The sequence below is a fragment of the Catonella sp. genome (assembly GCF_057250765.1).
Map to the genome: position 1 here is coordinate 21,108 of NZ_DBHIEC010000013.1, position 23,676 is coordinate 44,783.

Below are 23,676 nucleotides of genomic sequence, written 5' to 3' on the forward strand. Positions count from 1 at the left end.
ATCACTCTATTTTTGTCTTACTCACAAGACAATCTTAATTCTTATTTCCTTCCTTGCCTCCCTTCTTTTTATCTGATATGATGTTGTATAAAAGTATTTGGCACCTAGGAGGTATTTATGACAAAATACAGCTTTCCACCACTTATCAACTCATCTTCAAGAATACTGATTCTCGGCTCACTTCCTGGCGAAGAATCCATTAAACAAGCACAGTATTATGCACATCCACGCAATGCTTTCTGGAAGATTATGTTTACTGTTTTCAATGAAGCCTACAGCGAAGACTACTCTGCAAAATGTGAACTTCTCCTTAAAAATCATATAGCTCTTTGGGATATGGTGCATAGCGGTAACCGCGAAGGCTCTCTTGATTCTGATATTAAGAATGAAATCCCAAATGACATCGAGGGATTGTTAAATCAATATCAAGGCATATCAACCATTCTTTTAAATGGAAAAAAGGCAGAGGCGATGTATAATAGATATTTTAGCCAAATACCTATAAATACCATCACTCTGCCTTCTACAAGCCCTGCAAATGCAAGGCTGAATTTTGAAGAAAAACTTAATCTTTGGAAAGAAGCTATCAATCCCCCGAATCCAGCTTAAGCACACTCATAAATGCCTTCTGTGGTATCTCTACGTTACCCACCTCACGCATTCTCTTCTTTCCCTCCTTCTGTTTCTCTAGAAGCTTTCTCTTTCGTGAAATATCACCACCGTAACATTTTGCAAGCACGTCTTTACGCATAGCCCTTACAGTCTCTCTTGCAATTACCTTGCTTCCAATGGCTGCCTGAATAGGCACTTCAAAAAGCTGGCGTGGAATCTCATTTTTAAGCTTTTCACACATTTTCTTTGCTCTCTCGTAAGCACCGTCTTTAACTATAATGAAGGAAAGGGCATCTACTGACTCCTTATTGATGAGGATATCGAGTTTTACAAGCTCAGCCTTCTGATAGCCCTTAAACTCATAGTCAAATGACGCATAACCCCTTGAACGGGACTTAAGGGCATCAAAGAAATCATAAATAATTTCATTAAGCGGAAGGTCATACTTTAGCACCACCCTTGTCTCCTCAATATAGTCCATTCCATTGTTTACACCACGCCTTTCCTGACAAAGCTTCATAATGGAGCCTAAATACTCAGTTGTAACCATAATTTCAGCCTTAACAATAGGCTCCTCCATATAGTCTATCTCTGAAGGATCAGGAAGGTTTGACGGATTGGTAATGTCAATCACCGTACCATCAGTTTTATGTATCTTGTATACTACGCTAGGTGCAGTAGCCACTAGGTCTATGTCATAGTCACGCTCAAGTCTCTCCTGAACTACATCTAAATGTAATAATCCAAGGAAACCGCATCTGAAACCAAAGCCAAGAGCAATAGAGGTTTCAGGCTCGAACTGGAGGGCAGCATCATTTAGCTGAAGCTTTTCAAGTGCATCTCTAAGGTCTGCGTAATGTGCTCCATCCGCAGGATAAAGTCCACAGTAGACCATAGGAAGCACCTTCTTGTAGCCAGGAAGCGCGGTATCGCAAGGATTGTCCTTATCGGTAATGGTATCGCCCACATTGGTAAGCCTTAGGTCTTTGATACTTGCAGTAATATAGCCAACCATACCAGCTGTAAGCTCTTCACAAGGAATAAATTGTCCTGCTCCAAAGGTACCTACTTCTACAACTTCTTCTACTGCACTAGACTGGAACATCTTAATCTTTGTGCCCTTTTTTACAGTTCCTTCCATAAGCCTTGCAAATACGATAACTCCCTTATATGCATCATAAAGCGAGTTGAAAATAAGTGCCTTCAATGGATTCTCAGGCTTTCCTGACGGAGCAGGTATCTTCTCTACTATGGCTTCAAGCACATCCTCTATATTTAGGCCATTCTTGGCAGAAATAAGTGGTGCATCGTGGGCTTCAATGCCTACTATATCCTCTATTTCCTCTTTAACCCTGTCAGGATCAGCACTTGGAAGGTCAATCTTATTGATTACAGGCACAACCGTGAGGTCGTGCTCTAAGGCAAGGTATACATTGGCAAGTGTCTGAGCCTCCACTCCCTGAGAAGCATCTACTACAAGGATAGCACCCTCACAGGCAGCAAGGCTTCTTGATACCTCGTAGTTAAAGTCTACGTGTCCCGGAGTATCAATGAGGTTAAATATATACTCCTCGCCATTTTTTGCCTTGTACACTACTCTTACTGCCTGAGAACGGATGGTAATACCACGCTCCCTCTCAAGCTCCATATTGTCAAGAATCTGATCCTGCATCTCTCTCTTGGTAAGGGTGCCTGTTGCCTCTATTATCCTGTCCGCAAGGGTTGACTTGCCATGATCAATATGTGCAATAATGCAAAAATTTCTGATATTCTTAGTATTTATCTCCGACATTCTTCTCTCCGTATTTTAATATTTACTCTGACTTATACAGATTACAGTATTTTTTAAAATTTATCAAGTAAAATTCCTTTAAATCTGTTGACAATCCTTCCATTTTGTATTAAAGTAAATTAGTGTGTTTGCGTTAAGCGTCCGTGTCCGGATTAATGAAACACTTTTAATCAAACAATGATAATGGAGGTGTTAAATTGGCTAATATTAAATCTGCGAAGAAAAGAATCAAGGTTGCTGCAAAGAAGACTCTCAGAAATAAAATGATTACTTCTAGAGTTAAGACTCTTGTTAAGAAAGTCGTTTCTGCTGTTGCAGTTAGTGATAACGAGGCTGCTAAGGTTGCTCTCGCTCCTGCAGTTGCTGCCATTGATAAGGCTGCAAACAAAGGCGTATATCACAGAAAAACAGCTTCTAGAAAGATTTCACGTCTTACAAAGTCTGTAAACAAGCTTGCGTAATTAATTATATTGCATATAAAAACAGCTGCCATATCGTCATCAGTATGGCGGCTTTTTTCTTTTAAATGTTGACTTTACACCTTTGTATGTAATATTCTGTTTATATGCAGAGTAAAGACTAAAGGAGAAAGTTATGATAAGACTGAAATGCAGTTCCTGCGGTGGAGAGCTTGAACTGAAAGGCTCGGTGATGTTTGAATGTCCTTATTGCGGTTCAAAATCATTTATGTCCGATGCTGATTTTAGAGGCAACGAAGAATTCAGAAAGAAGCTTCTCGAGTACTTAAAGGCAGAGGCTTGTAACAAAGATTTTGACTATGCCGGCGATTCCTTATGGAAACAAACCGGTGAAGACTCTTTTGTTATGGCAAACGACAAAGAGCTTACCATACAGTATATGTTTAAGTACGATTATGACTCCTGTCTTTGCTACCTTTCAAAAGAAAATGTGGTATATGTTTTAGATAATGTGCGTGAGAAAGAAAGATTTTTATTTGGAGTCAATTCTCTTGTATTTCCGGAGGCAGACAGCAAGCTGCACCGCTGCTTTCCGCAGTTAAAGATGGAAATCTCCCTTAAAGACGGCAGGGAGGCTTTGGTATTCCTAAGACGTCCTAACTTCTTCTCTGTCGAGTATTTTGCACCGCTTGAGTCAAAGCATTTGGCTTGGGTAATATCCAGAATGGAGAATATATGCTGTGAGCTAGAGTATTCCGGTATTGAGCATGGCTGCATAGGTCTGAGTGCAGTCTGGATTAATCCCATCACTCATGAAGGGGCGCTGTTTGGCGATTGGAGAAAGGTTAGACCGATTAATGGTAATAAAGACCTGGTAGATGTCAGAAAGACGGCTATAAAAATAGTTAAAAATTCGAGAGAACCTATCGAGTTATATAAGTTTCTTAACTCAAACCCTGCAAAAGATGCTTTTGCTGATTTTAAGGCTTGGGATGATGTTATAGAAAAAGGCTTTGGCGGCCATAAATTTATAAAAATGTAAAGGAGAAGTCACTGTATGGGATATGGAAGTTATTCAGCTTCAGATTGGAGCAGATTAAAATCAAGCAGGAATCTTTCGGATACACAAAGCGTAGATGAAATATTTCAAAGGAGAGCCTGCAATCCTAAGTTCGATCCAAAGTTTATAGGAACCAGGGAGTGTTTTGATTCAGAGGAGCATCCAAATACAACTCCTATTGTAGTAGGTCTTGATGTTACCGCATCTATGGGCTATCTTGCTGTGGAGGTCGCAACAAAGGCACTTAATCAGCTTATTATGAAGCTGTACTCTACTGCTGCTGTTGAAGATCCCGCACTTATGTGTGCTGCGTATGGTGATTTTGGTGATTTTTCGCCTCTTCAGGTAACTCAGTTTGAATCAGATATAAGAATAGCTGAACAGCTGTTAGAGCTATATTTTGAGAGTCACGGATGTGGTGAGGTGGTTCCGACCTGTTTGTGGGAATTTCTGTCAAGACATACCAACATAGATGCCATCAATAAGAGATCAAAAAAAGGATTTTTGTTTACTATAGGTGACAATGCAAATATCAGAAAAGATCAGATTGAAGAAACCGTCAAGAGGGTAATAGGTGATGATGTTCCAGGGGCTACCCGGGAGAGTCTTTTGGAGGAAGTACAGAAGAAATTTCATGTTTTCCACATTATGATAGGCGGTGAAGGAAACAAGGATATATTGATTGGTAAAAAGATGGTGATCTCGGAAAATGAGATTGAAAATATACCTGAAATTATTATAAGTGCTATTCAGCTACAGCTAGGCAAGTCGTTAAAGGACGTACTGGCGCAGTGGGATCCTCTCAGTGTTCCTGTGATAAGTGCTGCAATCAGACAGTTGAGTATAGCTGATAGCGGGCAGTCGATTACCCTATGAGAACAATAGCTGTAGTAGGCAAGAATTACGGTGATGAAGGCAAAGGGCTTGTCACAGCAAGCCTTTGTTCTTCGTTTAAAAAGCCTTTAATCATAAAGCACAACGGTGGTGCACAGGCAGGACATACTGTAGAGGACGAGGAAAGGGGCACACGCTTCGTCCATCATCAGATAGGTTCTGGTGCTGAATACGGCGCTGATACCCTCTTTGCTGAGACTTATTATCCTGATTTGTATCAGATAAGGAAGGAAATCGAGGAGTTCAAATCCATTTTCAACGTGGCTCCAAGGATATACGGCGAGGAAGGTTGCTGTATAACGACAATAGACGATATCCTTATAAATATGGCCATTGAAACTAAGAGAGGTAAAAACAGACACGGCAGCTGTGGTATGGGAATCAATGAATGCAGCGAGAGGATTAGCGCAGGTTATAAGATAACTCTTAGGCAGATAGCAGATTCATCCTATGACGGGCTGCATGGTTTGCTTGTAAATATAAGAAAAGAATATACCCTAAAAAGAATAAAAGAATTGAAAATATCCGAACAAAATCCATATTATTCTATGATTTTTGATGACAATATTGTAGATAACTTTGCTGTAGAAATAAAAGACAACAGCAGGTTTATCGATCTTGTCAGTGCGGATAGTACCTGGCTAAAGCGTTATGATGGATTGATATTTGAATCTGGACAGGGTTTGCTTTTGGATAAGGATTATACTGCGAATGCTCCCCATCTCACATCCTCTAAAACCGGCATTACCTACCCCCTTAGATTCTTAAATAAGAGAAGTCTTAGCTTACAGGAAGCAATATATGTTACAAGAACCTATGTTACAAAACACGGCGCAGGACCGCTTCCATATGAATTTAGTACAAGTGATTGGGCTGATTTGGAGATGGATATGACAAATCTTCCTAATGAATGGCAGGGATATATCAGGTATGCAAGTCACGGAAGCACTTATGACTTTCTTCTTCCTGTTATCAACGATATTAAAGATATAAACATCAAGCCTTCTCTAGCTATTACTCATATGAATGAAACAGGTGGTAAAATACTATTTGAAAATGAGAGTCTTGACCTCAAGAACCTTAGGGAAATGTATGGTGATAAGTTACAAAATATATATATATCCAGAAGTCGTAGCGGGATTGAAAAATATTTTTAATTTACATCTAGACAATTTATATTGTATGTGATATAATTTTACAAAACCAAATGAAAATGTGAACTGAAGTTTTAATAATTCAGTTGACTTTTTACGGTTTAAGTATAATATTAAATTGAGCACACTTTTGCTCATATCAAACAAATACAAGGAGGGTTATGAAATGGAGAATTTAGGATTTTATGTCTGTAAGGATTGCGACTTTGAGGTACAGGTAATTAAGAAGGGTGACCACGAACATGAGCACAAGCTTTTCTCAGAGGAGCTCAAGTACTTAAAGCCAAACTCAAAGGAAGCTGCTCTTGAGAAGCACGTACCTGAGGTTACAGTAGATGGCGATACCATCCATGTAGCAGTAGGCAGCGTTCTTCACCCAATGACAGAAGAGCATAATATTGAGTGGGTATATCTTGAGACCGAAAAGGGCGGACAGTTAAAGCACTTTAAGGTAACTGACGAGCCTAAGGCTGTATTTAAGGTAGCTGACGATAAAGCTCTTAGAGTTTATGCATACTGCAACCTTCACGGACTTTGGGTTAAAGAGTTGTAATTAGATATTAGTAACATTAAGCCTGTAATAAGAAACTAATTGATATCATATCAATATATAACTTATTACAGGCTTTTAACTTTTTTATTAAACTCCCGAATTGATTTTATATACCATTTCGGTGTTTTAAAATTTACATTACTTAAAGTCCCATCACATATACCTGGCAAGGATTCCATTCATCCCAAAGCGTAGGAAATATTTCAAATTCCTTGAATCCGAGCGAAAGATAAAAACAGTTGGTATCATCATACTCCTTATATTTACCCATCTGAACCGTTTTTACCTGCATAAAGGAATATCCCTTCTGCTTTGCCAATTCTTTAACCTTTTCCACAAGCTTTCTGCCAATACCTTGTCTGTGATACTCTTTAAGTATTCCCATCACATAGAGTTCAACCGTATCCTTACCGGTTTCATCCAAATATACGAAACCTATAGGTTTGTTCTCATCGTATGCAGCAAAGAAAGGCCGATTTGAGCTTTCGGTTATATATTCCTCCCTTGAATCGGGAAGTCCGAACCACTCCGGTAGAGCCTCCAGTATCAGTCGTGTAATCCTCTGCTTTTCCAAAGGATCTTCTACTTCTGAAATCCTAACCTTATCTGCATTTTTCTTAAAATTATACACAAGATTTAAGCTATCCGGCACAGCTTCATCAATGTATCCTGTGTCCGCAAATCCTAACTTTTTATAAACGTGCAGAGCGGCAACATCATCCATTTTTACGCAAACTTCAACACAGTCATATTTACGCTCTTTTTCAAGCTCTGACAGAAGTATTTTTAACGCCTGTCTACCATAGCCTTTTCCCTGATACCTCCGGTCAATCATGAATTGCTGAAGCTCATAGCAGGCAGGCTCTTCATCCATATTCCTTACCATAACAAGCCCTATGGCTAATTCATCATCAGCTATTCCAATTACTCTTGCTCCGGATGAACGATAAACATATCCTCTGGCAATTATTCCTATGTTGTCTGCCAAAAAATGTTTTTGACTTTCTTTTACGGATAGTCCTGCAAAATCTATCCAGTTTTTCTCATTTAGTTCAACTAAACTTATCATTTTAATCCTCCGATTTTTATTGGAGGGTTAAATTTCGTGAACCCTCCATACACGATTTATCTTTTTCATAAAAATCACTCCTTTCATTCTTCTTTGTTACCTGAACCGAAAAACTGCGGGTATGTCAGCAGTTTATCCCAAGTCAGGTTTTTACTACTATTGATACAGGATTGCTCAGGTTTCACCTTTCGTAATCCTTATATCTTATAAAGTATGTAATATTTCATACAGCTTGTCAATATTTTTTATTCGCATCTTTTTCTTAACTATCGTAATCAAACTTCCCATCATTCTTCTCTTCAAGAGCTTTAATGACATGGAAGATGATTTCTCCTTAATGTCAACCTTTTACAGCTCCTGCGACCAAACCACTAATCATATATCGTTGGAAGAAGAAGAACAAGAAAATCATTGGCACGGTTCCTACAATTGATATCGTATTAATGAGTGACCAGTCATAAGAAAGTTCTCCCAGATATCGAAGCGCTACACCTGCTGACAAGGTTCTAAGCCCATCTGTTTGAATCAATGTTGTTGAGTGAAGATAGTCATCCCAAGTGATTAGGAATGAATAAATTCCCACAGCTAAAATTCCGGGTTTAACTAAAGGCATTACAACTTTGAACAGGGTTCCAAATCTACCTGCTCCATCAATCTGTGCCGATTCTTCAATAGCCTTAGGAACAGCATCAAAAAAACTTGACATCAGCATAATTGAAAATGGTAAGATAGAAGCCGTTAACGCCCAAATTAGCCCTGTCCTCGTATTAAGCAGGCTTACATCCTTCATTATTTTATAAAGAGATATTAAACGGCTTATAACCGGAAACATCTGTGCAGAAGTGAAAATGGCCAGTATAAACATGTTCCAGCGAAAATGAAATCTGGAAAGCGCATATCCACCAAATATTGCAATCATGCAGGATAAGGCTGCTGTCGCTCCTGCCACTATAAAATTGTTTCGATAGTAAATAAAAAACTCGTTATTCTTTTTATAAAGGTCTATATAGCTTTGGATAGTAAATTCTTTAGGCCAAAATGAAGGCGGAAACTGATAGGCCTCCATATTGTTCTTAAATGAAGTCATGAGTACCCATAATATTGGAAAAAGCAAAAACCCTAGAATTAATATCAAAACAATTATACGTAAAATCAGCCAAGTGTACTTCTTTGCTTTCATCTAGACCTGCCTTTCTGTACGCACTGCTTTATTAAACAGAAATACAACTATTATCATAAGAGCCATCCACATGGTAGTAACAGCCGCACCTGAGCCTAAGTTATTAGATACAAATGCTTCACGATAACTTAAAACACCCAAAGTGGTTGTTGCACCGTTAGGTCCTCCTCCCGTCATAGTCCATACAAGAGGAAATTGCTTAAAATTCTCAATTATCGACATTGTTAATGTGATTTTTATCACTGACATCATTGATGGAATAATGATTTTAGTCAGTTTCTGCCAGTAATTTGCGCCATCTATTGATGCTGCCTCTTGCATATCACTTGGCACATTACTAAGACCTGCCAGTAAAAGTAAAGCCCCAAGAGGTATCTGTTTCCATAGAGCAGCAATTATAACTCCAATTAGTGCAGTGTTTTGATCATTAAGAATCGCAAAATCCGTAATTCTTCCACTGGAAAACAGACTTACAAGATATTTTAACAAACCATACTGCGGTTGATATATCCACATCCATACAAGGCCTGAAATAACTGTAGGTACTACCCAGGGAATCATCATTACACTGCGGAAAAAGCGGCTTCCCCTGATCTTTTGATTTAATATTAATGCCAAAGTCATACTAATTACAAACTGTAATGTTACAACAGCAGCAACAAAAACAAGATTTACCCACACAGCTTGAAGAAGTTTTCCACTTTGAAAAATCTTAATGTAGTTTTGAAATGAGTTCCAAGTCCCAGCTGTACCCGATATAATATTTTTGATTTTAAAATCCAATAAACTTCTGTAAAAAGAGTCTAAAATTGGAATCACAATGAATAAAACCGTGGTAATCACTGCAGGCATAAGCAATGCAAGCGAAAATAATTTATCTCCGGTTTCCCTTTTTAAGCCCATTCCTTTTCTTTTTTCTACCTTTACCACACTCTCTCCTCTCTGACACTAAAACTTCTCACCAAGTTAATAATGACATTCATCTCATATAAAAGCCGTACCCTTTTCAGTGCGGAAGTAAGACGACCGCCGTCAAAAGGTACGGCTTAATGATTTTACGCCATTTTACCCCAAAATGATGTCCAATTATGCTATACTATTCCTAATCAATTGCTGCCTGTCTTAAATCTGTTACATCTTTAATATAACAATACTACTGATTTAATATTGTCTCCGCAGATTTCTTAAAATTCTCCAGTGCTGCTTCAACTTCTTCCCCACCAACAGTAATTGCCTGTGCAAGTCCACTAACTTCAAGCGCAAAGTCATTTAAGTTTGTTATCATTGGTAAAGGAGCTAAATTTGTATTCGCTGATTTAGCCTGCTCGAGCAAAGGATTAATCTCTGCTTCCATTGACTTACGTACAGCAAATGCAGGAGTTACATTTTTTAAATAGTCACTCAGTATTTCAGGTGAAATTATAAACTGCATGAAATTCTTGGCAGCCTCTAAACGCTCTGCTCCATTGTCAAAGGCAAAAAATGTATGTGCCTGTAATATAGACTGTCCGCTTCCATTTCCACCTTTAAGAGGAACAGCTACAGCAGTGAAATTAACCGCATCAGGATTGATAGATTTGATACCGTTAAATCCCCAAGAATTGTCATAATACATCGCTAACTGACCTAATGCAAAGAGGTTTCTTAAATCCTTAGCCTTTGCATTCTGTGGGTTATATCCCTTGTCATTTAAGTCTTTTAACATAGCTAACGATTCTTTTAACCCTGCATTTTCAAGACTTAACTTGCCATCCTTATCAAGATATTCTCCTCCAAAATTAGCGGTATAAGCTAATAAACTTATGCCTGAAACCGGTACCGATGCAGTTGTCTGTCCAAATGCATAAATTTTGTTTCCATCATCAGTTTTTAACTTACTAATCTTCTCTGCCATTTCGAGCATTTCCTCGTAAGTTGTTGGTGCCTTAGAAGAATCAAGTCCGGCTTTTTCAAATATATTCTTGTTATAGAATAAAACTGATGGAGAAGAGTAAAGAGGCAGTCCATACAAATGTCCGTCAACAGTAAAAGCCTCTAATATCTCAGGATAGTAATCATCCAAAAAGTCCTTATCTATAACCTCTTCAAGAGGAGCTGCAAGTCCAGCATCTATAAGAGCAGGCATCCATATCATTTCTCCAAACATAAGGTCAACCTTATCTCCGCCACCAGCCATATTAATAACTGTATTTAATATTTCAGCGTAAGGAGCTGTTACCCACTCAATTGTTACATTTGGATACTTTTCTTCAAACTTTGTTTTAGCGTTATCCCAAAATTCAGTGTAGCCTTTTTCCAAAATTGCATAGTTAGCTATTTTAAGTGTAATTTTTCCTGTAGAGCCGGTTGTGCTCTTGGCTGATGTAGACTGACTTTCAGTCTTTTTTTCTGACGTCTGTTTTGTGTCATCTTTAGAAGTCTGACTGCCACATCCCACCATACCAAACAATAATACCGCCACCAACAACATACTAAGTATTTTTTTCATCCCATTCCTCCTTTTAAGTGCGAGATTATACAAGCCTTCTATCCCTTGTGCTTCGTACTCTCTCTTTCAATCAATCTAGTTTCAAATACCTTTCTTAGCCCTTCCGATACAAGATTTTTTGTGCCTTGGTTCATAATTTCGATTAGTTCAATAGCAGTTTTGCTCATCTCCTCCTTTTGCTGTTCAATTGTAGTTATTCTTGGGGTCATAAGGCGTGAAATACTCGAGTTATCCACTCCTAGTATCATAATATCTTCAGGAATCCTCCTGCCAATATTCGTGACAATCTTAGAGGCTGTTGCCGCCAGCCTGTCATTTCTTGCAAAAATTGCATCTGTTTTGGGGTTATCTAATAAAAACTTAGCAAAACTCTCCTGCCATTGGTCTTCATCAAAGCCTGCAAAAGTCTGCTCTAGGACTTTCTCCCTGCTAAGACCATGGCGCTTCCCAGCCTCTTCAAAAGCTAAATACCTTATATCCTTATTTAGTTCGCTCTTTTTAAGAGGTTGAGCCAGATAAACTATATTCCTTGCTCTCTTTTCCCAAAGCAGGTCAAGGCCCTTTAATACTCCATCATATAGTCCTGAGTCAATAGTAGCTACTCCCTTAGGTATATCTTCATATTTTTTGCTTAGGAATAACACCACAGGGATTCCGCCGCCCGCAATCTGCCTTATGTACTCTGTCTTAAATCCCGCAGAATTGATTATTATTCCATCGAATTGGCTATTCATAACCCTTCCAATATAGGAATCCACGTTGTGATACTTACAGAGGGAAACCAGGTAGCCTTTATCATAAGCATATTTATCTAACTGATATAGGATTTCTCCAAAATATTCATCAAGTACTATATCAGTAATTAAGAGAATCTGCTTACTGGTCTTCTTTTTCAAAGCCCTTGCAATCACGTTAGGATGATAGTTTAGCTCTTCTATGGCCTTTTTAACTCTTTCCCTCTTGTCCTTTGACACATACCTATTGTCATTTATAACATAAGAAACTATTGTTTCACTCACACCTGCACGTTTTGCAACATCAGCCCGTGTCGCCCTACGACTTTCCCTACTCTCATCGGGCTTTACTTCTTTTTTCTTAGGCGTACGATCCATTTCATACCTTTCACTTAATATTTACGGTTATACTCCTTTATTGGAAGTCCTGTTCCATAGCCGTATTCGATAACTTCTCCCTCTTCTCTGTGACGGCTTCTGGAGTATCCTCCACAATCCCAAGACACTTTCTGCCTATCCTTTCTCCAAGGGCGCTTCTCCCAATAATAGCCTCTTAGCGGATCTCTTGTATCATTTTGCCAATCAAGGAGCAAATCATGCATTTCATTTCTAATTGCCTCACAAGACGGATCATCAATCAAGTTGTGCATCTCATCAGCATCTTCGTAAAGATTGTAAAGTTCATCCTGAGTTAAAAGGTTGATTGTAAGCTTCCACTTGCCCTTTACTATGCAACGCACCGGCTGGAATCCACCCCAGCCATCGTGGTCTACCTCATATCTGTTAAATTCTACAAAGACAGGCCTTCCTTCCTTAATCTCTGTTATATTCTTATCTGTTAAACTATTTAATAAGCTCTCACCTTCAAGGCTCTCAGGCTGTGGAAGTCCGTAAAAGTCGAGGATAGTTGGAACAACATCTATGTGGGAAACAGGCATTTCACTGGAAATACCCTTCTGGATCTTATCTTTCCAGCGCACAATAAATGGGATATTGATTATTTCCTCATACATTGCAGGTCCCTTAGCGTGAATTCCGTGTGAACCCTGCGCATCTCCGTGGTCGGAGGTGTAAAGTACAAGTGCTTCTTCAGCATTTTTCTCAGCTCCATCAAGCACACGTCCAATCTGAGAATCAATGAATGAGTTTGAACCAAGCAGACCTACCGCACATCCATCACCGTTACCACCTTGAATCTCCATATATTTTTCGTGCCATACCTTGATGTGGTCAGGCAACTTTGAAAAATCCATATGCTGGTTAGCCTTCTGTAAATATGGTTTATAAAAAGGCTCATAATAAGACTTTGGCGCTAAGAAAGGATGATGAGGTTCATCATAAGATACGACTAGAAAATAATCCTCATCCTTATGCTTTTCCATAAAGTCTAACGCTCTCTTGGTACAGCGGTATCCATAGGTAAACTCTTCTCCTATGCCCTCTCCCTCCAGAGCAGTCTCAAGCATACGGGAGCGTTCCCTATCTTTATCACTTTCAAGCTCATCCAGATAGTTTCTCATGTCATACCAATATTCCTCATCCCACCCATCCGGGCAGATGCCGTCTCCAAAATAGTCACCGCCATCCAAATGCCATTTCCCTATATAGGCAGCATGTATACCTGCACGGCTTAGTCTCTGTCCTATAGTTAAACTCTGCTGTGACAAAGCCATACAGTTACCTAACATTCCATTGGTATGAGGGTAGGTTCCTGTAAACAATCCGGCTCTTGCAGGACCGCAGACAGGTTGTGTAGTGTAGGCAGAATTGAATGCAAGTCCCTCGTCACACAGGCGGTCAAGACAAGGTGTGTGCATATTCTCTCCTCTTTCATTGCAGCGGCTTACCATATCACGTCTTTGGCTGTCTGTCATAATTAAAATGAATTGTTTTTTAGCCATTTTTATCTCCTTATATCATATTTCTTATTCATAAAATTACCATATACACACGAGTGTATATTTTTTATAAAATAAAAACTGCTCCCAGCTATGAGAACAGTTTATCATGTTTCGTCAAATAATACAATATTTAATTAAAATATATGATATAATTTGATATTTTGATATCAATCTAACAGGTGCTTTTCTTTTATTTCATCATTTTTACATCCTAAGCATAAGCTCCCTGTCCACTACTTCACCATGTTCAACATATATCCTATGTACCCTCTTGCTTACGGCACATACAAGTTCGTACGGAATTGTTCCTGCAATTTCCGCCATAGTTTCTATTGGATTGTTCTCGCCAAATATCTCTATCTCACTGCCCACATCTATGCTGTACTTGTCTGTTATGTCAATCATACACATATCCATACAGATTCTACCTCTTTGCTTAACAGGTCCTGCTTCCGTCATAAATGAATATTTGTTAGAGAGGCAGCGCATAAATCCATCTGCATATCCATAAGGCACAACTCCCATACGGGTTTTCTCGGTAGTTGTGTAGATTCCTCCATAGCTTATCTTGGTACCCCTTGGATAAACCTTAATCGTGCTAACAGTGGTTTTCATTGACATTACTGGCTTTAGACCAAGCTTTTTAGCATATTCGCCGTATCCATAAAGCAAAAGTCCCGGACGCACCATGTCCATATAGCTTTCAGGATAATTTACTGTAGCACCGGTATTGGCACAGTGGTGAAGTAAGAACTTCTTTCCTGATATTCTCTCTACTTCAGCTATCACATCCTTAAAAAGCTTTAACTGGTGTTCGGTATACTCTCTGCACTCCTCTCCTTCTTCATCAGATACAGCAAAATGGGTAAATATGCCCTCTGCATCTAAGTTTGGAAGATTGCATACATTTACGATTCCCTGGACTCCCGTATCAAAATGATCACCCTCGCACAGATAGCCAAGCCTTGACATACCTGTATCCACTTTTATATGAATCTTAAGAATTCCCTTGCATTTTACTGCCTCTGCACTGTATTCCAGAGCCTTGGCTTCACAAGTAACTGCCTGTGTAATATTAAAACAGATGAGCCTATCTACCTGTTCTCTGGGAGTATGTCCAAGGATTAGGATGGGCATGGTAATTCCGTTAAATCTAAGCTCCATCGCCTCATCAATGCTGCTGACTGCAAGATAGTCCGCACCCAATTCCTGTAACTTTTCTCCTACCTTTACAGAGCCATGGCCGTAGGCATCTGCCTTTACAATGCCTGCAAACTTGACATTTTCTCCGATATGCTCTTTGATTTTCTTATAATTATACTCTATGGCATCTAAGTTTATTTCTGCCCAGGTTCTTTTAAGTGTTGATTTCATTTAGTCCTCTTTTCATAAAGCTTCACATCCAACTGTTTGTCAACAATTATAGTCCAAAACTCTAAAAATACAAGTGCATATCACAATTATTAGGAAGCATCCTAATATTAACGCAAAGCCTCAATTGCTATATTTTAGATGTCCGGAATGCTGCATCAACTACCCACTCCGACAAACTGGCTATTATAAAGCTCTGCATAAAAGCCCTTCTTTTCAAGAAGTTCCTCGTGACTACCCTGCTCTATAATGGTTCCTGCCTTCATTACAAGAATAATGTCGGCCTCCTTAATGGTTGACAGCCTGTGAGCAACTATGAAGCTAGTTCTGCCCTCCATCAGGCGGTTAAATGCCTTCTGAATCTTTATTTCAGTTCTTGTATCAATCGAGGAGGTCGCCTCATCAAGAATCAGCATAGGAGGAAGTAAGAGCATTACCCTTGTGATACATAAAAGCTGCATCTGACCTTTTGACAGTCCACTTCCAGCCTCGTCTATCACAGTATTGTAGCCGTCTTTTAGCTTGCTTATAAAGCTATGTGAGTGCGCAGCCTTTGCAGCCGTAATTACTTCCTCATCAGTTGCATCAGGCTTACCCATAACTATGTTATCTCTTATAGTTCCCTGTCTAAGCCAGGTCTCCTGAAGCACCATTCCGTATGACTTTCGTAGACTATGTCTTTTAATATCCCTTATATCAGCATTTTCTACCCTGATACTTCCACTGTCCACATCGTAGAACCTCATAAGCAGGTTGATGATAGTCGTCTTGCCACAGCCCGTAGGTCCTACTATGGCTATTCTCTGGCCTTTTTTCACACTAAGGTTAAGTCCCTCAATAAGTTTTCTATCCTTTACATAAGAAAATGAAACATTATCCAGTTCTATATCACCAATTTCGCCCTTTACTGCGCTATTTTGCCCCATGTGCTTTGATTCGCCTAGTTCAATCTCACCATCCTTTACCTCAACCTCCTCATTTATAAGTTCCAGAAGCCTGCCTGCACAGGCTATGGCATTTTGAAGCTCGGTAATGATTCCTGAAATGTCGTTAAAAGGCTTGGTATACTGGTTTGCATAGGCCAAAAATGCAGTAAGGCCACCTACGCTTATGCCTCCATTTATTACCTGAAAGGCTCCTACAAGTCCTACCAGGGCATAGACTATATTGTTGACAAACCTTGTCGCAGGGTTGGTAATAGACGAGAAAAATATGGCTTTAAGCGATGCTTTTTCTATCCTTTCATTTACCTCATCAAAGTCAGCTATCACCTTCTCTTCCCTTGTGTAAGCCCTTACAACTTGTGAGCCACCTATCATTTCATTGATATGTGATGTCTGCTCTGCCCTGGTTTCGGACTGGAGCTTAAACATATTGTAGGTATGTTTTGATATAAATTTTGCGACAAATAGCGACAGAGGGGTGAGGACTACTACAATGAGGGCAGTAAATACATTTAACCTTACCATAAAAAACAATGTCCCGAAAATAGTCGCAATCCCTGTAAAACTCTGTGTAAAGCCTAACAAGAGTCCGTCTGAGAACTGGTCGGCATCAGCTATCACCCTGCTTACTATATCTCCTGTTGGATGGGCATCAAGGAAGCTTAGAGGGAGATGTTCAATCCTCTTAAATGCATCGTTTCTTATATCTCTTACCACATTGTAAGCTATATTATTGTTGATTGTAGTCATTACCCACTGAAGTAAGGCCGTAGCCCCTGACACCAGTGCAGCTGTTATAATAACCTTAAATATGCTGTATAACTCATTAAGGCCATTTTCTGCGATAAGATCAATGGCATTTCCAAATAATATAGGCAGATATAGGGTAAGAACCACAGTTATAATCGCCATTGCAAGCGATATCACTAGCAAAATCCTATAATTGCCTATATAGGCAAGAACCGCCTTAATTATCTTCTTGTTATTTTTCATATTGCTCCTTATTCAATAAACAGATTACTTATACTGAGAATTATAAATCTCCCTGTACACCTCGCAAGAGTCAAGTAACTCATCGTGCTTTCCAAGTCCTACCATCTCTCCATCGTCAAGCACCACAATCTTGTCAGCTTGCATAATGGAAGAAGTCCTCTGTGACACTATAAAGACCGTAGGCTTATAAGAAAGTGCATTTATCCCCTTTCTAAGGGCAAGGTCAGTAGCGTAGTCAAGAGCAGATGAGCTATCATCAAGAATAAGGATTTCAGGCTTTCCTACAAGGGCTCTTGCAATTGAAAGCCTCTGTTTCTGTCCTCCTGACAGGTTTCTTCCTTCCTGTTCTATCACAAAGTCAAGTCTTCCTTCTTTTGAATTAACCACATCTTCTGCACAGGCAATGCGTACAGCCTCCATAATCTCCTCATCGGTAGCATTTTCATTGCCCCATTTGATATTGTCTCTTATACTGCCCTTAAAAAGTGAAGCTTTCTGCAATACAACAGCTACGGTTTTTCTTAGTTCCTTAAAGCTATAGTCCTCTACACTTCTCCCCTTAACCCTTACTTCACCCTCACTTACATCGTAAAACCTTGGTATAAGGCTGATAAGGGATGTCTTCCCTGATCCTGTTCCTCCGATAATACCAATGGTTTCTCCCTTTTTAACCGTAAAATTGATATTATTTAAGGCATTTTCCTCTCTATCAGAAGATATTCTACCGTTGTAGTTAAGACTGACATTGTCAAATTCCACTATATTATCTCCATTTTCATCTGCTGCTTTAAGAGCCATTGCATTTCCTTCTTTCATACCAGGCTCAATTTCAAGTATGCTATAAACCCTGTTGCCACAGGCAATCGAACGGGTAATATTTAAGAACATATTGGCAAATTTGACAAGCTCTACGAGTATCTGCGACATATAGTTATAAAGAGCAACTATCTGTCCCTTGGTGAGAGCTCCTGCCTCAACCCTGATTGCACCTTTATATATGAGGAACGCTATTCCTATATTTATAATTACATAGGTCAGCGGATTCATAAGAGAAGATACAGCTCCAACCTTTTTGCTTAAATCAGTCAAAAACTTATTTGAATTTTCAAATTCTCTTATTTCTTCATCTTCCTTGCAAAATGCCCTTATAACCCTGACTCCTGTCAGGTTCTCCCTGGTCTTTCCAAGCACCTTATCAAGAGCTGTCTGCACTTCCTTGTACTTAGGAATGCACCAATACATAACTCCAAATACCACAAGTGATAGTACTAAAATGGTAATAACAAAGATAAATCCAATTTCCACATCTATCATAAATGCCATAATCATGGCACCAATTACTATGAAGGGAGATCGTAAGAATAATCTAAGTGTAAGGTTCACTCCGGTCTGAATCTGATTCATATCACTAGTAAGCCTTGTAATAAGTGTATTGGTGCCAACTCTGTCTATGTCTGAGAATGAAAACTTTTGAATATGTGCAAATACAGCGTGTTTTACCTGCTTGATAAATCCCACACTTGCTTTTGCAGCAAAAAACTGGGCTGTTATCGAAAATGTAAGTCCTACAAATCCCAGTCCAACAAGTAAAAGGCAGAGCCTCACTATAAGTCCCTTATCACCACTTCCTATGCCCTTATCTATGATATAGGCCATTACAAGTGGCACTATGAGGTCAAGGCTGGCCTCTAAGAGCTTAAAAAGCGGTCCTAGTATGCTTTCTAGTTTGTAATCACGGATGTATATTAATAATTTTCTCAATGGTTTTCTCCCAATTTTGCAGATTATATAATATCAATTTAATCACTATTTCTCATGCCTAAATAAAGATAAGCTACTTTAATTTATACGATAGTATCATTCTCCTCAGATAGTATAGCACAAGTATAAATACAAAAAAATCCCCTTTAAAAAAGGTGTTATTTGAAAAAGTAAATTCCACATTAGTATGGATTTTACTTTTTCCATACTCCATGCCTTTAACTGTGAATTTTACTAATTCTATATATCATACTTTTACCTTTGGACTTTACTGATTCCATGATTAAAATATATATTGGGTCAGATTCATCAGGTCAGGGTTTTATATACAAACTGAAAGGAATATATAGACGGCATTGTAAGTCCCCTTCTGTTAAAAGGACAATCCATAAGACATATAACAGTCAACCATTCTGATGAAATCATGGTTTCCGACAGGACTCTCTAGAAATATATAAACAACAGTCTGTTTTCTGCCAGAAACATTGACATGCCACGTACTGTAAGAATGTGTCCAAGAAAAAATAAAAGTCAAGCTTTGAAAGTTGATAAAGAGTGCAGGAAGGGAAGGACTTATGATATTTTTGCATTTCAATATGGCAAAAAAATATAAAAGAGTTAGGTATTCAAAAAATTTCACCGGATGAAATTACCCTAACCCCTAAGCTCTTAGGAAAATAAAAAGGAAATCACCGGTTAAAGGATGAACTTCTAGCTCATGTATAAAGGATGGATTTTACTTATTCCTAGTTTCGGAAAGAAAACTCGACTCCTGTTTGCCATGAAAAAAATTAGGTCACGTTCTTCCTGCAAGGCTGAGTATAACATTTTTTTCAGATAATGTATACATCTAGCCTTAATTTATACAAAATTTGTAAAAAATAATTTCCATACCGTAGCTAAAATATAAAATTTATACTTAGGGGTGGAAGTTACTTTTGCAATTCACCACTTTTAAATTTCATCTGTAGATATATTCCACTCAAGCAGTGGGCTTTCGATGATTCCCACTCTCCAAAGTACCAAAAATTCAAGGTTGATGAACTCCCTAGAATCATATCCTACGAACAGGACTGGAAGTGGAATGATCTTATTCCTTACTACGAAAAACGCTATGGTAAAACCATTAAACCTACATTTCGTAGAGTTGAATGTGACATCCCTGAGGAGTACACCTGCCCTATCTGTAATGCACCACAGCCTTATCTCACTTGGAATGATTGTAAGAAAAAATCACAGATTCGTTGCAAGGTCTGTTTTAATCTCCACTCTCCATCTGAAGATAACAGAATCTCTAAAACTCATAAGCTTCGTTGCCCTCATTGTTCTCATATCCTTGAGCCTGTAAAGAATCGTAAACACTTTATCATTCATAAATGTAAGAATCCCAGGTGTTCTTACTTCCTACACAATCTTAGAAAGGTAAAAAAAGAACATCCACAAGAAGATAAGTATAAATATAAGCTCCATTACATCTATCGTGAATTCCAGATAGATTTCTTTAAGATGGACTTAAACAGCTTACCTAAAAACGCTTCATTACTTAAGTTCACCAAGTTCGACCAGCATGTAATGGGACTCTGTCTTTCCTACAAAGTCAACCTTGGTTTGTCACTACGAAAAACAGCTCATGCATTACACGAAATTCATGGAATTAAAATATCCCATCAACAGGTGGCTAACTATCTTAAAACAGCAGCCGTTTGTGTTAAACCTTTCGTTGATAACTATGATTATCAAGCCTGCTCCGTTTTTACTGCTGATGAAACCTACATTAAGATTCGTGGAGTTAAAGGCTATATCTGGTTCATCATGGATGCCGCCAAACGTTCCATCATCGGTTACCGGATATCCGACAATCGTGGTGTTGGACCTTGTATCAAGTCAATGCGTATGGCATTCAAACACTTAAAAGAGTTACCTAAAAACTTCAAATTTATCGCCGATGGATACAGTGCATATCCTCTTGCTGCACAACAGTTCTTTATTCAATCCAAAGGTAAAATAAACTTTGATATCACTCAGGTTATTGGACTTACCAACGACGATGCTGTCTCCAAAGCGTTCCGTCCTTATAAACAGATGATTGAGAGACTCAACCGAACTTATAAACAGTCTTACAGACCTTCCAACGGCTTTGATAACATCGACGGTGCCAACTATGACCTATCCCTTGGGGCCACCTACTACAACTTCCTTCGCCCACATGAACATGCTGGCTATAAAGTTTTAAACAAAGTAGACAAACCCGAAGGTGCTTCTAACATGCCTGGTAAATGGCAACTACTAATATTCCTAGGGCAACAACGAATATTAAAAATGCAACAGGCCAAAGGCTCTAACTGTTCTTAGATTCTGAGCCAGTGGTAAGAAAACAGCCACCGCGCAAGAGGCTTGCCCTTGATGGCTCATAAAAGAACTGCTACACTGCTGTAAGTGACGGAGAAGAACTAACTGTTCTCATCATCTTCGCCGTCGGTAACGACCTTCCAGCAGTTCTTGTTGTGCTGTCAAGGGTGGCGTACTGCTAAAACAGCCTAAAATATCTACAGTTTTCAAGGTGCGAAAGTGTTTTTTTTCTTGCTAACGTTTTTTCATATTTTAGTTGACACTATCACTTGCTTCGTAGCCGAAGAACTTCCGTAACGGAACCGTACTTTGTCTCAATCCCTGCAACAGAACGGAATCAGGTAAAATATCTTATTTCCGACATGTACAATCCTTACATTGCCTATGTAGAAAAGTACTTCCCCAACGCAGTCCCTGTTGTTGATTCCTTTCATGTAATTCAATGGATTACACACTCTATTGACAACTACATACGGCAGCTTCTAAAAAAATACAGGCAACGCGACCGTGAATATCAGGACAAGCTTTCCTATGAACAGCAACGACCTGTTTCACTTCCGCCATCAGACGAAGTATACCTTCTGCAAAAATACAAGAGATGTACGTACAGTTTAATTCGCGAAACGGCGGAAATCCACTCCTTGCACGGAATGAATTAAAAGAATTGATTCAGACATACAAAAGCTCCCGCAACTTTGAACACTTTCGCAACAGATTTATTTTTGCAACCAGACAAACACCGGTGCTTAATGGAATCACTGATTATAACCCTGTAGCTTATTATGAAGAAAATGATTTTTAGGAGGAAACCACATGGAAAACTACTGTGCAATTAGCAAAAACCACACTTGCCTTAAATGGCTTGACTACGTAATAACACGTCAAGAACTAGAAGAAGCAGACTCTCTCTGTCACGGAAACTGGATAGAGATTCAACGCAAGAACCAATACATTCAGACCCTACAGGAGATTCTAGACAGCAATCACATCTCAATCCCCGATGAAATATGGTTTAATTTAATAAAAGGTCTGGCTACCCAGCCAGACCCTCATAAAAGACCCTCACGAAAGACCCTAAAGCCAGACCCTATCGAAGAACCCTAAAATACTATGCTTTTTTTAATGCCAGACCCTATCGACAAACCCTAAAATAGATTGGCAAACCCTAAAGAACTTTGATTATCCCAGAAAACTGCCGTCAAGCCACATCAATTATCATAGAATATCTGAATTTACAGAAAAAATTTCACACCATCGCTTTTGCCGTATGCAGCTTAATGCATATATGGATTTGGGGAGTATTCTACTATCCTCCCCATGTTCCCTGTTACTTATCAACTATATCAGTTCATTATAAAAATCTTAGATTTTTGTCTTGACAACTGAGCCACTATAACGACCATTTTTCAATTTTTCTCTATATATTTCACAATTCTATCTACATTTCCGTTTTCATATTCATCGTGTGTTAACTTAAAACATTCTTCCATATTAATACCGCTATAGTCCATATAACTTGCAATATCTTCTGGAATCAAAAACAAGTTTACTCCTTCACGTTTTAGAAATTGTAAATCTCCGTGATTAACATCAATAACTACTTCCACTTCCTGATTTTTTGATGCAAGTGCGGACTGCAAATTTTCTTTTAATACAGTACTTCTCTTTTTTTTAAAAATATTAAGATGTCCATCACATCCAACCTGCGAATTTCTTCCATTAGTTACATATGGTATAATAGCAATTTTTTTAATCATTATTTTAATCCTCCTCTTTTTTAGTTTTCCACAAATTAAGGTTATATTATATCATTCTTTTTGAGCCAATTCAACAATTTTTCCACTGGCAAACCATCTTTTGTTATTTGAAAAAGTAAAGTTCGCAATAGTATGGATTTTACTTTTTCCATACTCCATATCTTTAACTGTGGATTTTACTAATTCTATATATCATACTTTTACCTATAGACTTTACTGATTCCATGATTAAAATATATAACAATCAAACATTTAAAGCTCACTTTCATAAATTCAACAATGTTCTCTACTTTCTCGTTTATAATCGGTAAAAAAATCCCATTGCAACTTCTTAATTGAAATTGCAATGGGAAACATGTTTCGCAGTAGGCCTTATTGTATATTTCATGCAAGGAGTTCCTCCATCATCCTATCAACATCTGTATATGCTTTACCAATGGAATTATCTTTCTTCATAGCTTCCACTTCTTTAATCGCATCAATTGTATCTTTATTGGGTATTTCAAAACGTATTACATCCTTCATATATTTTAAAAGATTACCTTTTACATTTTCATGATTTTTAGTCACAATATTTTTATATGCATCATATGTTTCTCTATCTAAAGTAAATGAGCAAGTAACTATCTTTGTATCAGCCATAGA

At 38.5% G+C, this 23,676-nt stretch carries 21 protein-coding genes; 9 read left to right on the top strand and 12 right to left on the bottom strand.

The genetic code is table 11. The features are described from left to right. Positions 1-117 precede the first annotated feature (117 nt). A complete protein-coding gene (locus ACO6HM_RS07900) occupies positions 118-609 on the top strand; it encodes a DNA-deoxyinosine glycosylase (protein WP_485390534.1) in 492 nt (163 codons plus the stop codon). On the opposite strand, the gene lepA is transcribed toward ACO6HM_RS07900, so the two are convergent. Further along, positions 587-2,404 (bottom strand): translation elongation factor 4, encoded by a 1,818-nt coding sequence (gene lepA, locus ACO6HM_RS07905; protein WP_485390535.1) that lies wholly within the window; start codon positions 2,402-2,404, stop codon positions 587-589. The two genes, ACO6HM_RS07900 and lepA, sit on opposite strands and share 23 nt — an antisense overlap. 197 nt (positions 2,405-2,601) lie before the next feature. Here lepA and rpsT point away from each other — a divergent pair, with 197 nt between their 5' ends. The 5 genes from rpsT (at position 2,602) to ACO6HM_RS07930 (ending at position 6,484) form a co-directional block, all read left to right on the top strand. Next, positions 2,602-2,865, top strand: coding sequence for a 30S ribosomal protein S20 (gene rpsT, locus ACO6HM_RS07910; RefSeq protein ID WP_208429092.1), 264 nt, complete (start codon positions 2,602-2,604; stop codon positions 2,863-2,865). 133 nt (positions 2,866-2,998) lie between these two features. Continuing rightward, positions 2,999-3,865, top strand: a complete 867-nt coding sequence (locus ACO6HM_RS07915; RefSeq protein WP_485390536.1) for a TFIIB-type zinc ribbon-containing protein — start codon at positions 2,999-3,001, stop codon at positions 3,863-3,865. Between the two features lie 15 nt (positions 3,866-3,880). After that, on the top strand, positions 3,881-4,759 hold the full coding sequence (locus ACO6HM_RS07920) for a hypothetical protein (RefSeq protein ID WP_485390537.1): 879 nt from the start codon (positions 3,881-3,883) through the stop codon (positions 4,757-4,759). Then, positions 4,756-5,934, top strand: coding sequence for an adenylosuccinate synthetase (locus ACO6HM_RS07925; RefSeq protein WP_485390538.1), 1,179 nt, complete (start codon positions 4,756-4,758; stop codon positions 5,932-5,934). Before ACO6HM_RS07920 ends, ACO6HM_RS07925 begins: the two co-directional genes overlap by 4 nt. A gap of 163 nt (positions 5,935-6,097) precedes the next feature. After that, entirely contained in the window at positions 6,098-6,484 is a 387-nt protein-coding gene (locus ACO6HM_RS07930; RefSeq protein WP_485390539.1) for a desulfoferrodoxin family protein, read from the top strand. Between the two features lie 142 nt (positions 6,485-6,626). Here ACO6HM_RS07930 and ACO6HM_RS07935 read toward each other — a convergent pair whose 3' ends face one another. The 9 genes from ACO6HM_RS07935 to ACO6HM_RS07975 form a co-directional block, all read right to left on the bottom strand. Next, a complete protein-coding gene (locus ACO6HM_RS07935; RefSeq protein WP_485390540.1) occupies positions 6,627-7,553 on the bottom strand; it encodes a GNAT family N-acetyltransferase in 927 nt (308 codons plus the stop codon). 340 nt (positions 7,554-7,893) lie between these two features. Further along, on the bottom strand, positions 7,894-8,733 hold the full coding sequence (locus tag ACO6HM_RS07940) for a carbohydrate ABC transporter permease (protein ID WP_485390541.1): 840 nt from the start codon (positions 8,731-8,733) through the stop codon (positions 7,894-7,896). After that, on the bottom strand, positions 8,734-9,663 hold the full coding sequence (locus ACO6HM_RS07945; RefSeq protein WP_485390542.1) for a carbohydrate ABC transporter permease: 930 nt from the start codon (positions 9,661-9,663) through the stop codon (positions 8,734-8,736). Positions 9,664-9,886: 223 nt separating this feature from the next. After that, the gene (locus ACO6HM_RS07950) at positions 9,887-11,221 is read right to left on the bottom strand and encodes an ABC transporter substrate-binding protein (RefSeq protein ID WP_485390543.1); all 1,335 of its coding nucleotides are present in this window, start codon (positions 11,219-11,221) and stop codon (positions 9,887-9,889) included. Between the two features lie 38 nt (positions 11,222-11,259). Further along, positions 11,260-12,333 carry a LacI family DNA-binding transcriptional regulator gene (locus tag ACO6HM_RS07955; protein ID WP_485390544.1) on the bottom strand — a complete coding sequence of 358 codons (1,074 nt, stop codon included), beginning with the start codon at positions 12,331-12,333 and terminating at the stop codon, positions 11,260-11,262. 14 nt (positions 12,334-12,347) lie between these two features. After that, a complete protein-coding gene (locus tag ACO6HM_RS07960) occupies positions 12,348-13,856 on the bottom strand; it encodes a sulfatase-like hydrolase/transferase (protein ID WP_485390545.1) in 1,509 nt (502 codons plus the stop codon). Positions 13,857-14,060: 204 nt separating this feature from the next. After that, positions 14,061-15,230, bottom strand: coding sequence for an alanine racemase (gene alr / locus ACO6HM_RS07965; RefSeq protein ID WP_485390546.1), 1,170 nt, complete (start codon positions 15,228-15,230; stop codon positions 14,061-14,063). Between the two features lie 155 nt (positions 15,231-15,385). Further along, the gene (locus ACO6HM_RS07970) at positions 15,386-17,164 is read right to left on the bottom strand and encodes an ABC transporter ATP-binding protein (RefSeq protein WP_485390547.1); all 1,779 of its coding nucleotides are present in this window, start codon (positions 17,162-17,164) and stop codon (positions 15,386-15,388) included. Positions 17,165-17,188: 24 nt separating this feature from the next. After that, on the bottom strand, positions 17,189-18,925 hold the full coding sequence (locus ACO6HM_RS07975) for an ABC transporter ATP-binding protein (RefSeq protein ID WP_485390548.1): 1,737 nt from the start codon (positions 18,923-18,925) through the stop codon (positions 17,189-17,191). Between the two features lie 906 nt (positions 18,926-19,831). Here ACO6HM_RS07975 and ACO6HM_RS07980 point away from each other — a divergent pair. The 3 genes from ACO6HM_RS07980 (at position 19,832) to ACO6HM_RS07990 (ending at position 22,378) form a co-directional block, all read left to right on the top strand. Then, positions 19,832-21,277, top strand: coding sequence for an IS6 family transposase (locus tag ACO6HM_RS07980; protein ID WP_485390587.1), 1,446 nt, complete (start codon positions 19,832-19,834; stop codon positions 21,275-21,277). 266 nt (positions 21,278-21,543) lie between these two features. Continuing rightward, positions 21,544-21,933: a transposase gene (locus ACO6HM_RS07985; protein WP_485390549.1), complete on the top strand. Its 390-nt coding sequence runs from the start codon at positions 21,544-21,546 to the stop codon at positions 21,931-21,933. Positions 21,934-22,087: 154 nt separating this feature from the next. Further along, complete coding sequence (locus ACO6HM_RS07990; protein WP_485390550.1) at positions 22,088-22,378, top strand: mobility-associated LCxxNW protein; 291 nt, start codon at positions 22,088-22,090, stop codon at positions 22,376-22,378. Between the two features lie 302 nt (positions 22,379-22,680). On the opposite strand, the gene ACO6HM_RS07995 is transcribed toward ACO6HM_RS07990, so the two are convergent. Both ACO6HM_RS07995 and ACO6HM_RS08000 read right to left on the bottom strand, forming a co-directional pair. Then, positions 22,681-23,031 carry a hypothetical protein gene (locus tag ACO6HM_RS07995; protein WP_347714632.1) on the bottom strand — a complete coding sequence of 117 codons (351 nt, stop codon included), beginning with the start codon at positions 23,029-23,031 and terminating at the stop codon, positions 22,681-22,683. 384 nt (positions 23,032-23,415) lie between these two features. Further along, positions 23,416-23,673: a hypothetical protein gene (locus tag ACO6HM_RS08000; protein WP_485390551.1), complete on the bottom strand. Its 258-nt coding sequence runs from the start codon at positions 23,671-23,673 to the stop codon at positions 23,416-23,418. Between the last annotated feature and the right edge of the window lie 3 nt (positions 23,674-23,676).

Coding starts and splice junctions, on each gene's coding strand:
- ACO6HM_RS08000 (WP_485390551.1), bottom strand. CDS start 23,673: ATGGCTGATACAAAGATAGTTACTTGCTCATTTACTTTAGATAGAGAA.
- ACO6HM_RS07950 (WP_485390543.1), bottom strand. CDS start 11,221: ATGAAAAAAATACTTAGTATGTTGTTGGTGGCGGTATTATTGTTTGGT.
- lepA (WP_485390535.1), bottom strand. CDS start 2,404: ATGTCGGAGATAAATACTAAGAATATCAGAAATTTTTGCATTATTGCA.
- ACO6HM_RS07960 (WP_485390545.1), bottom strand. CDS start 13,856: ATGGCTAAAAAACAATTCATTTTAATTATGACAGACAGCCAAAGACGT.
- ACO6HM_RS07995 (WP_347714632.1), bottom strand. CDS start 23,031: ATGATTAAAAAAATTGCTATTATACCATATGTAACTAATGGAAGAAAT.
- ACO6HM_RS07940 (WP_485390541.1), bottom strand. CDS start 8,733: ATGAAAGCAAAGAAGTACACTTGGCTGATTTTACGTATAATTGTTTTG.
- ACO6HM_RS07930 (WP_485390539.1), top strand. CDS start 6,098: ATGGAGAATTTAGGATTTTATGTCTGTAAGGATTGCGACTTTGAGGTA.
- ACO6HM_RS07920 (WP_485390537.1), top strand. CDS start 3,881: ATGGGATATGGAAGTTATTCAGCTTCAGATTGGAGCAGATTAAAATCA.
- alr (WP_485390546.1), bottom strand. CDS start 15,230: ATGAAATCAACACTTAAAAGAACCTGGGCAGAAATAAACTTAGATGCC.
- ACO6HM_RS07925 (WP_485390538.1), top strand. CDS start 4,756: ATGAGAACAATAGCTGTAGTAGGCAAGAATTACGGTGATGAAGGCAAA.
- ACO6HM_RS07990 (WP_485390550.1), top strand. CDS start 22,088: ATGGAAAACTACTGTGCAATTAGCAAAAACCACACTTGCCTTAAATGG.
- ACO6HM_RS07970 (WP_485390547.1), bottom strand. CDS start 17,164: ATGAAAAATAACAAGAAGATAATTAAGGCGGTTCTTGCCTATATAGGC.
- ACO6HM_RS07955 (WP_485390544.1), bottom strand. CDS start 12,333: ATGGATCGTACGCCTAAGAAAAAAGAAGTAAAGCCCGATGAGAGTAGG.
- ACO6HM_RS07900 (WP_485390534.1), top strand. CDS start 118: ATGACAAAATACAGCTTTCCACCACTTATCAACTCATCTTCAAGAATA.
- ACO6HM_RS07935 (WP_485390540.1), bottom strand. CDS start 7,553: ATGATAAGTTTAGTTGAACTAAATGAGAAAAACTGGATAGATTTTGCA.
- ACO6HM_RS07915 (WP_485390536.1), top strand. CDS start 2,999: ATGATAAGACTGAAATGCAGTTCCTGCGGTGGAGAGCTTGAACTGAAA.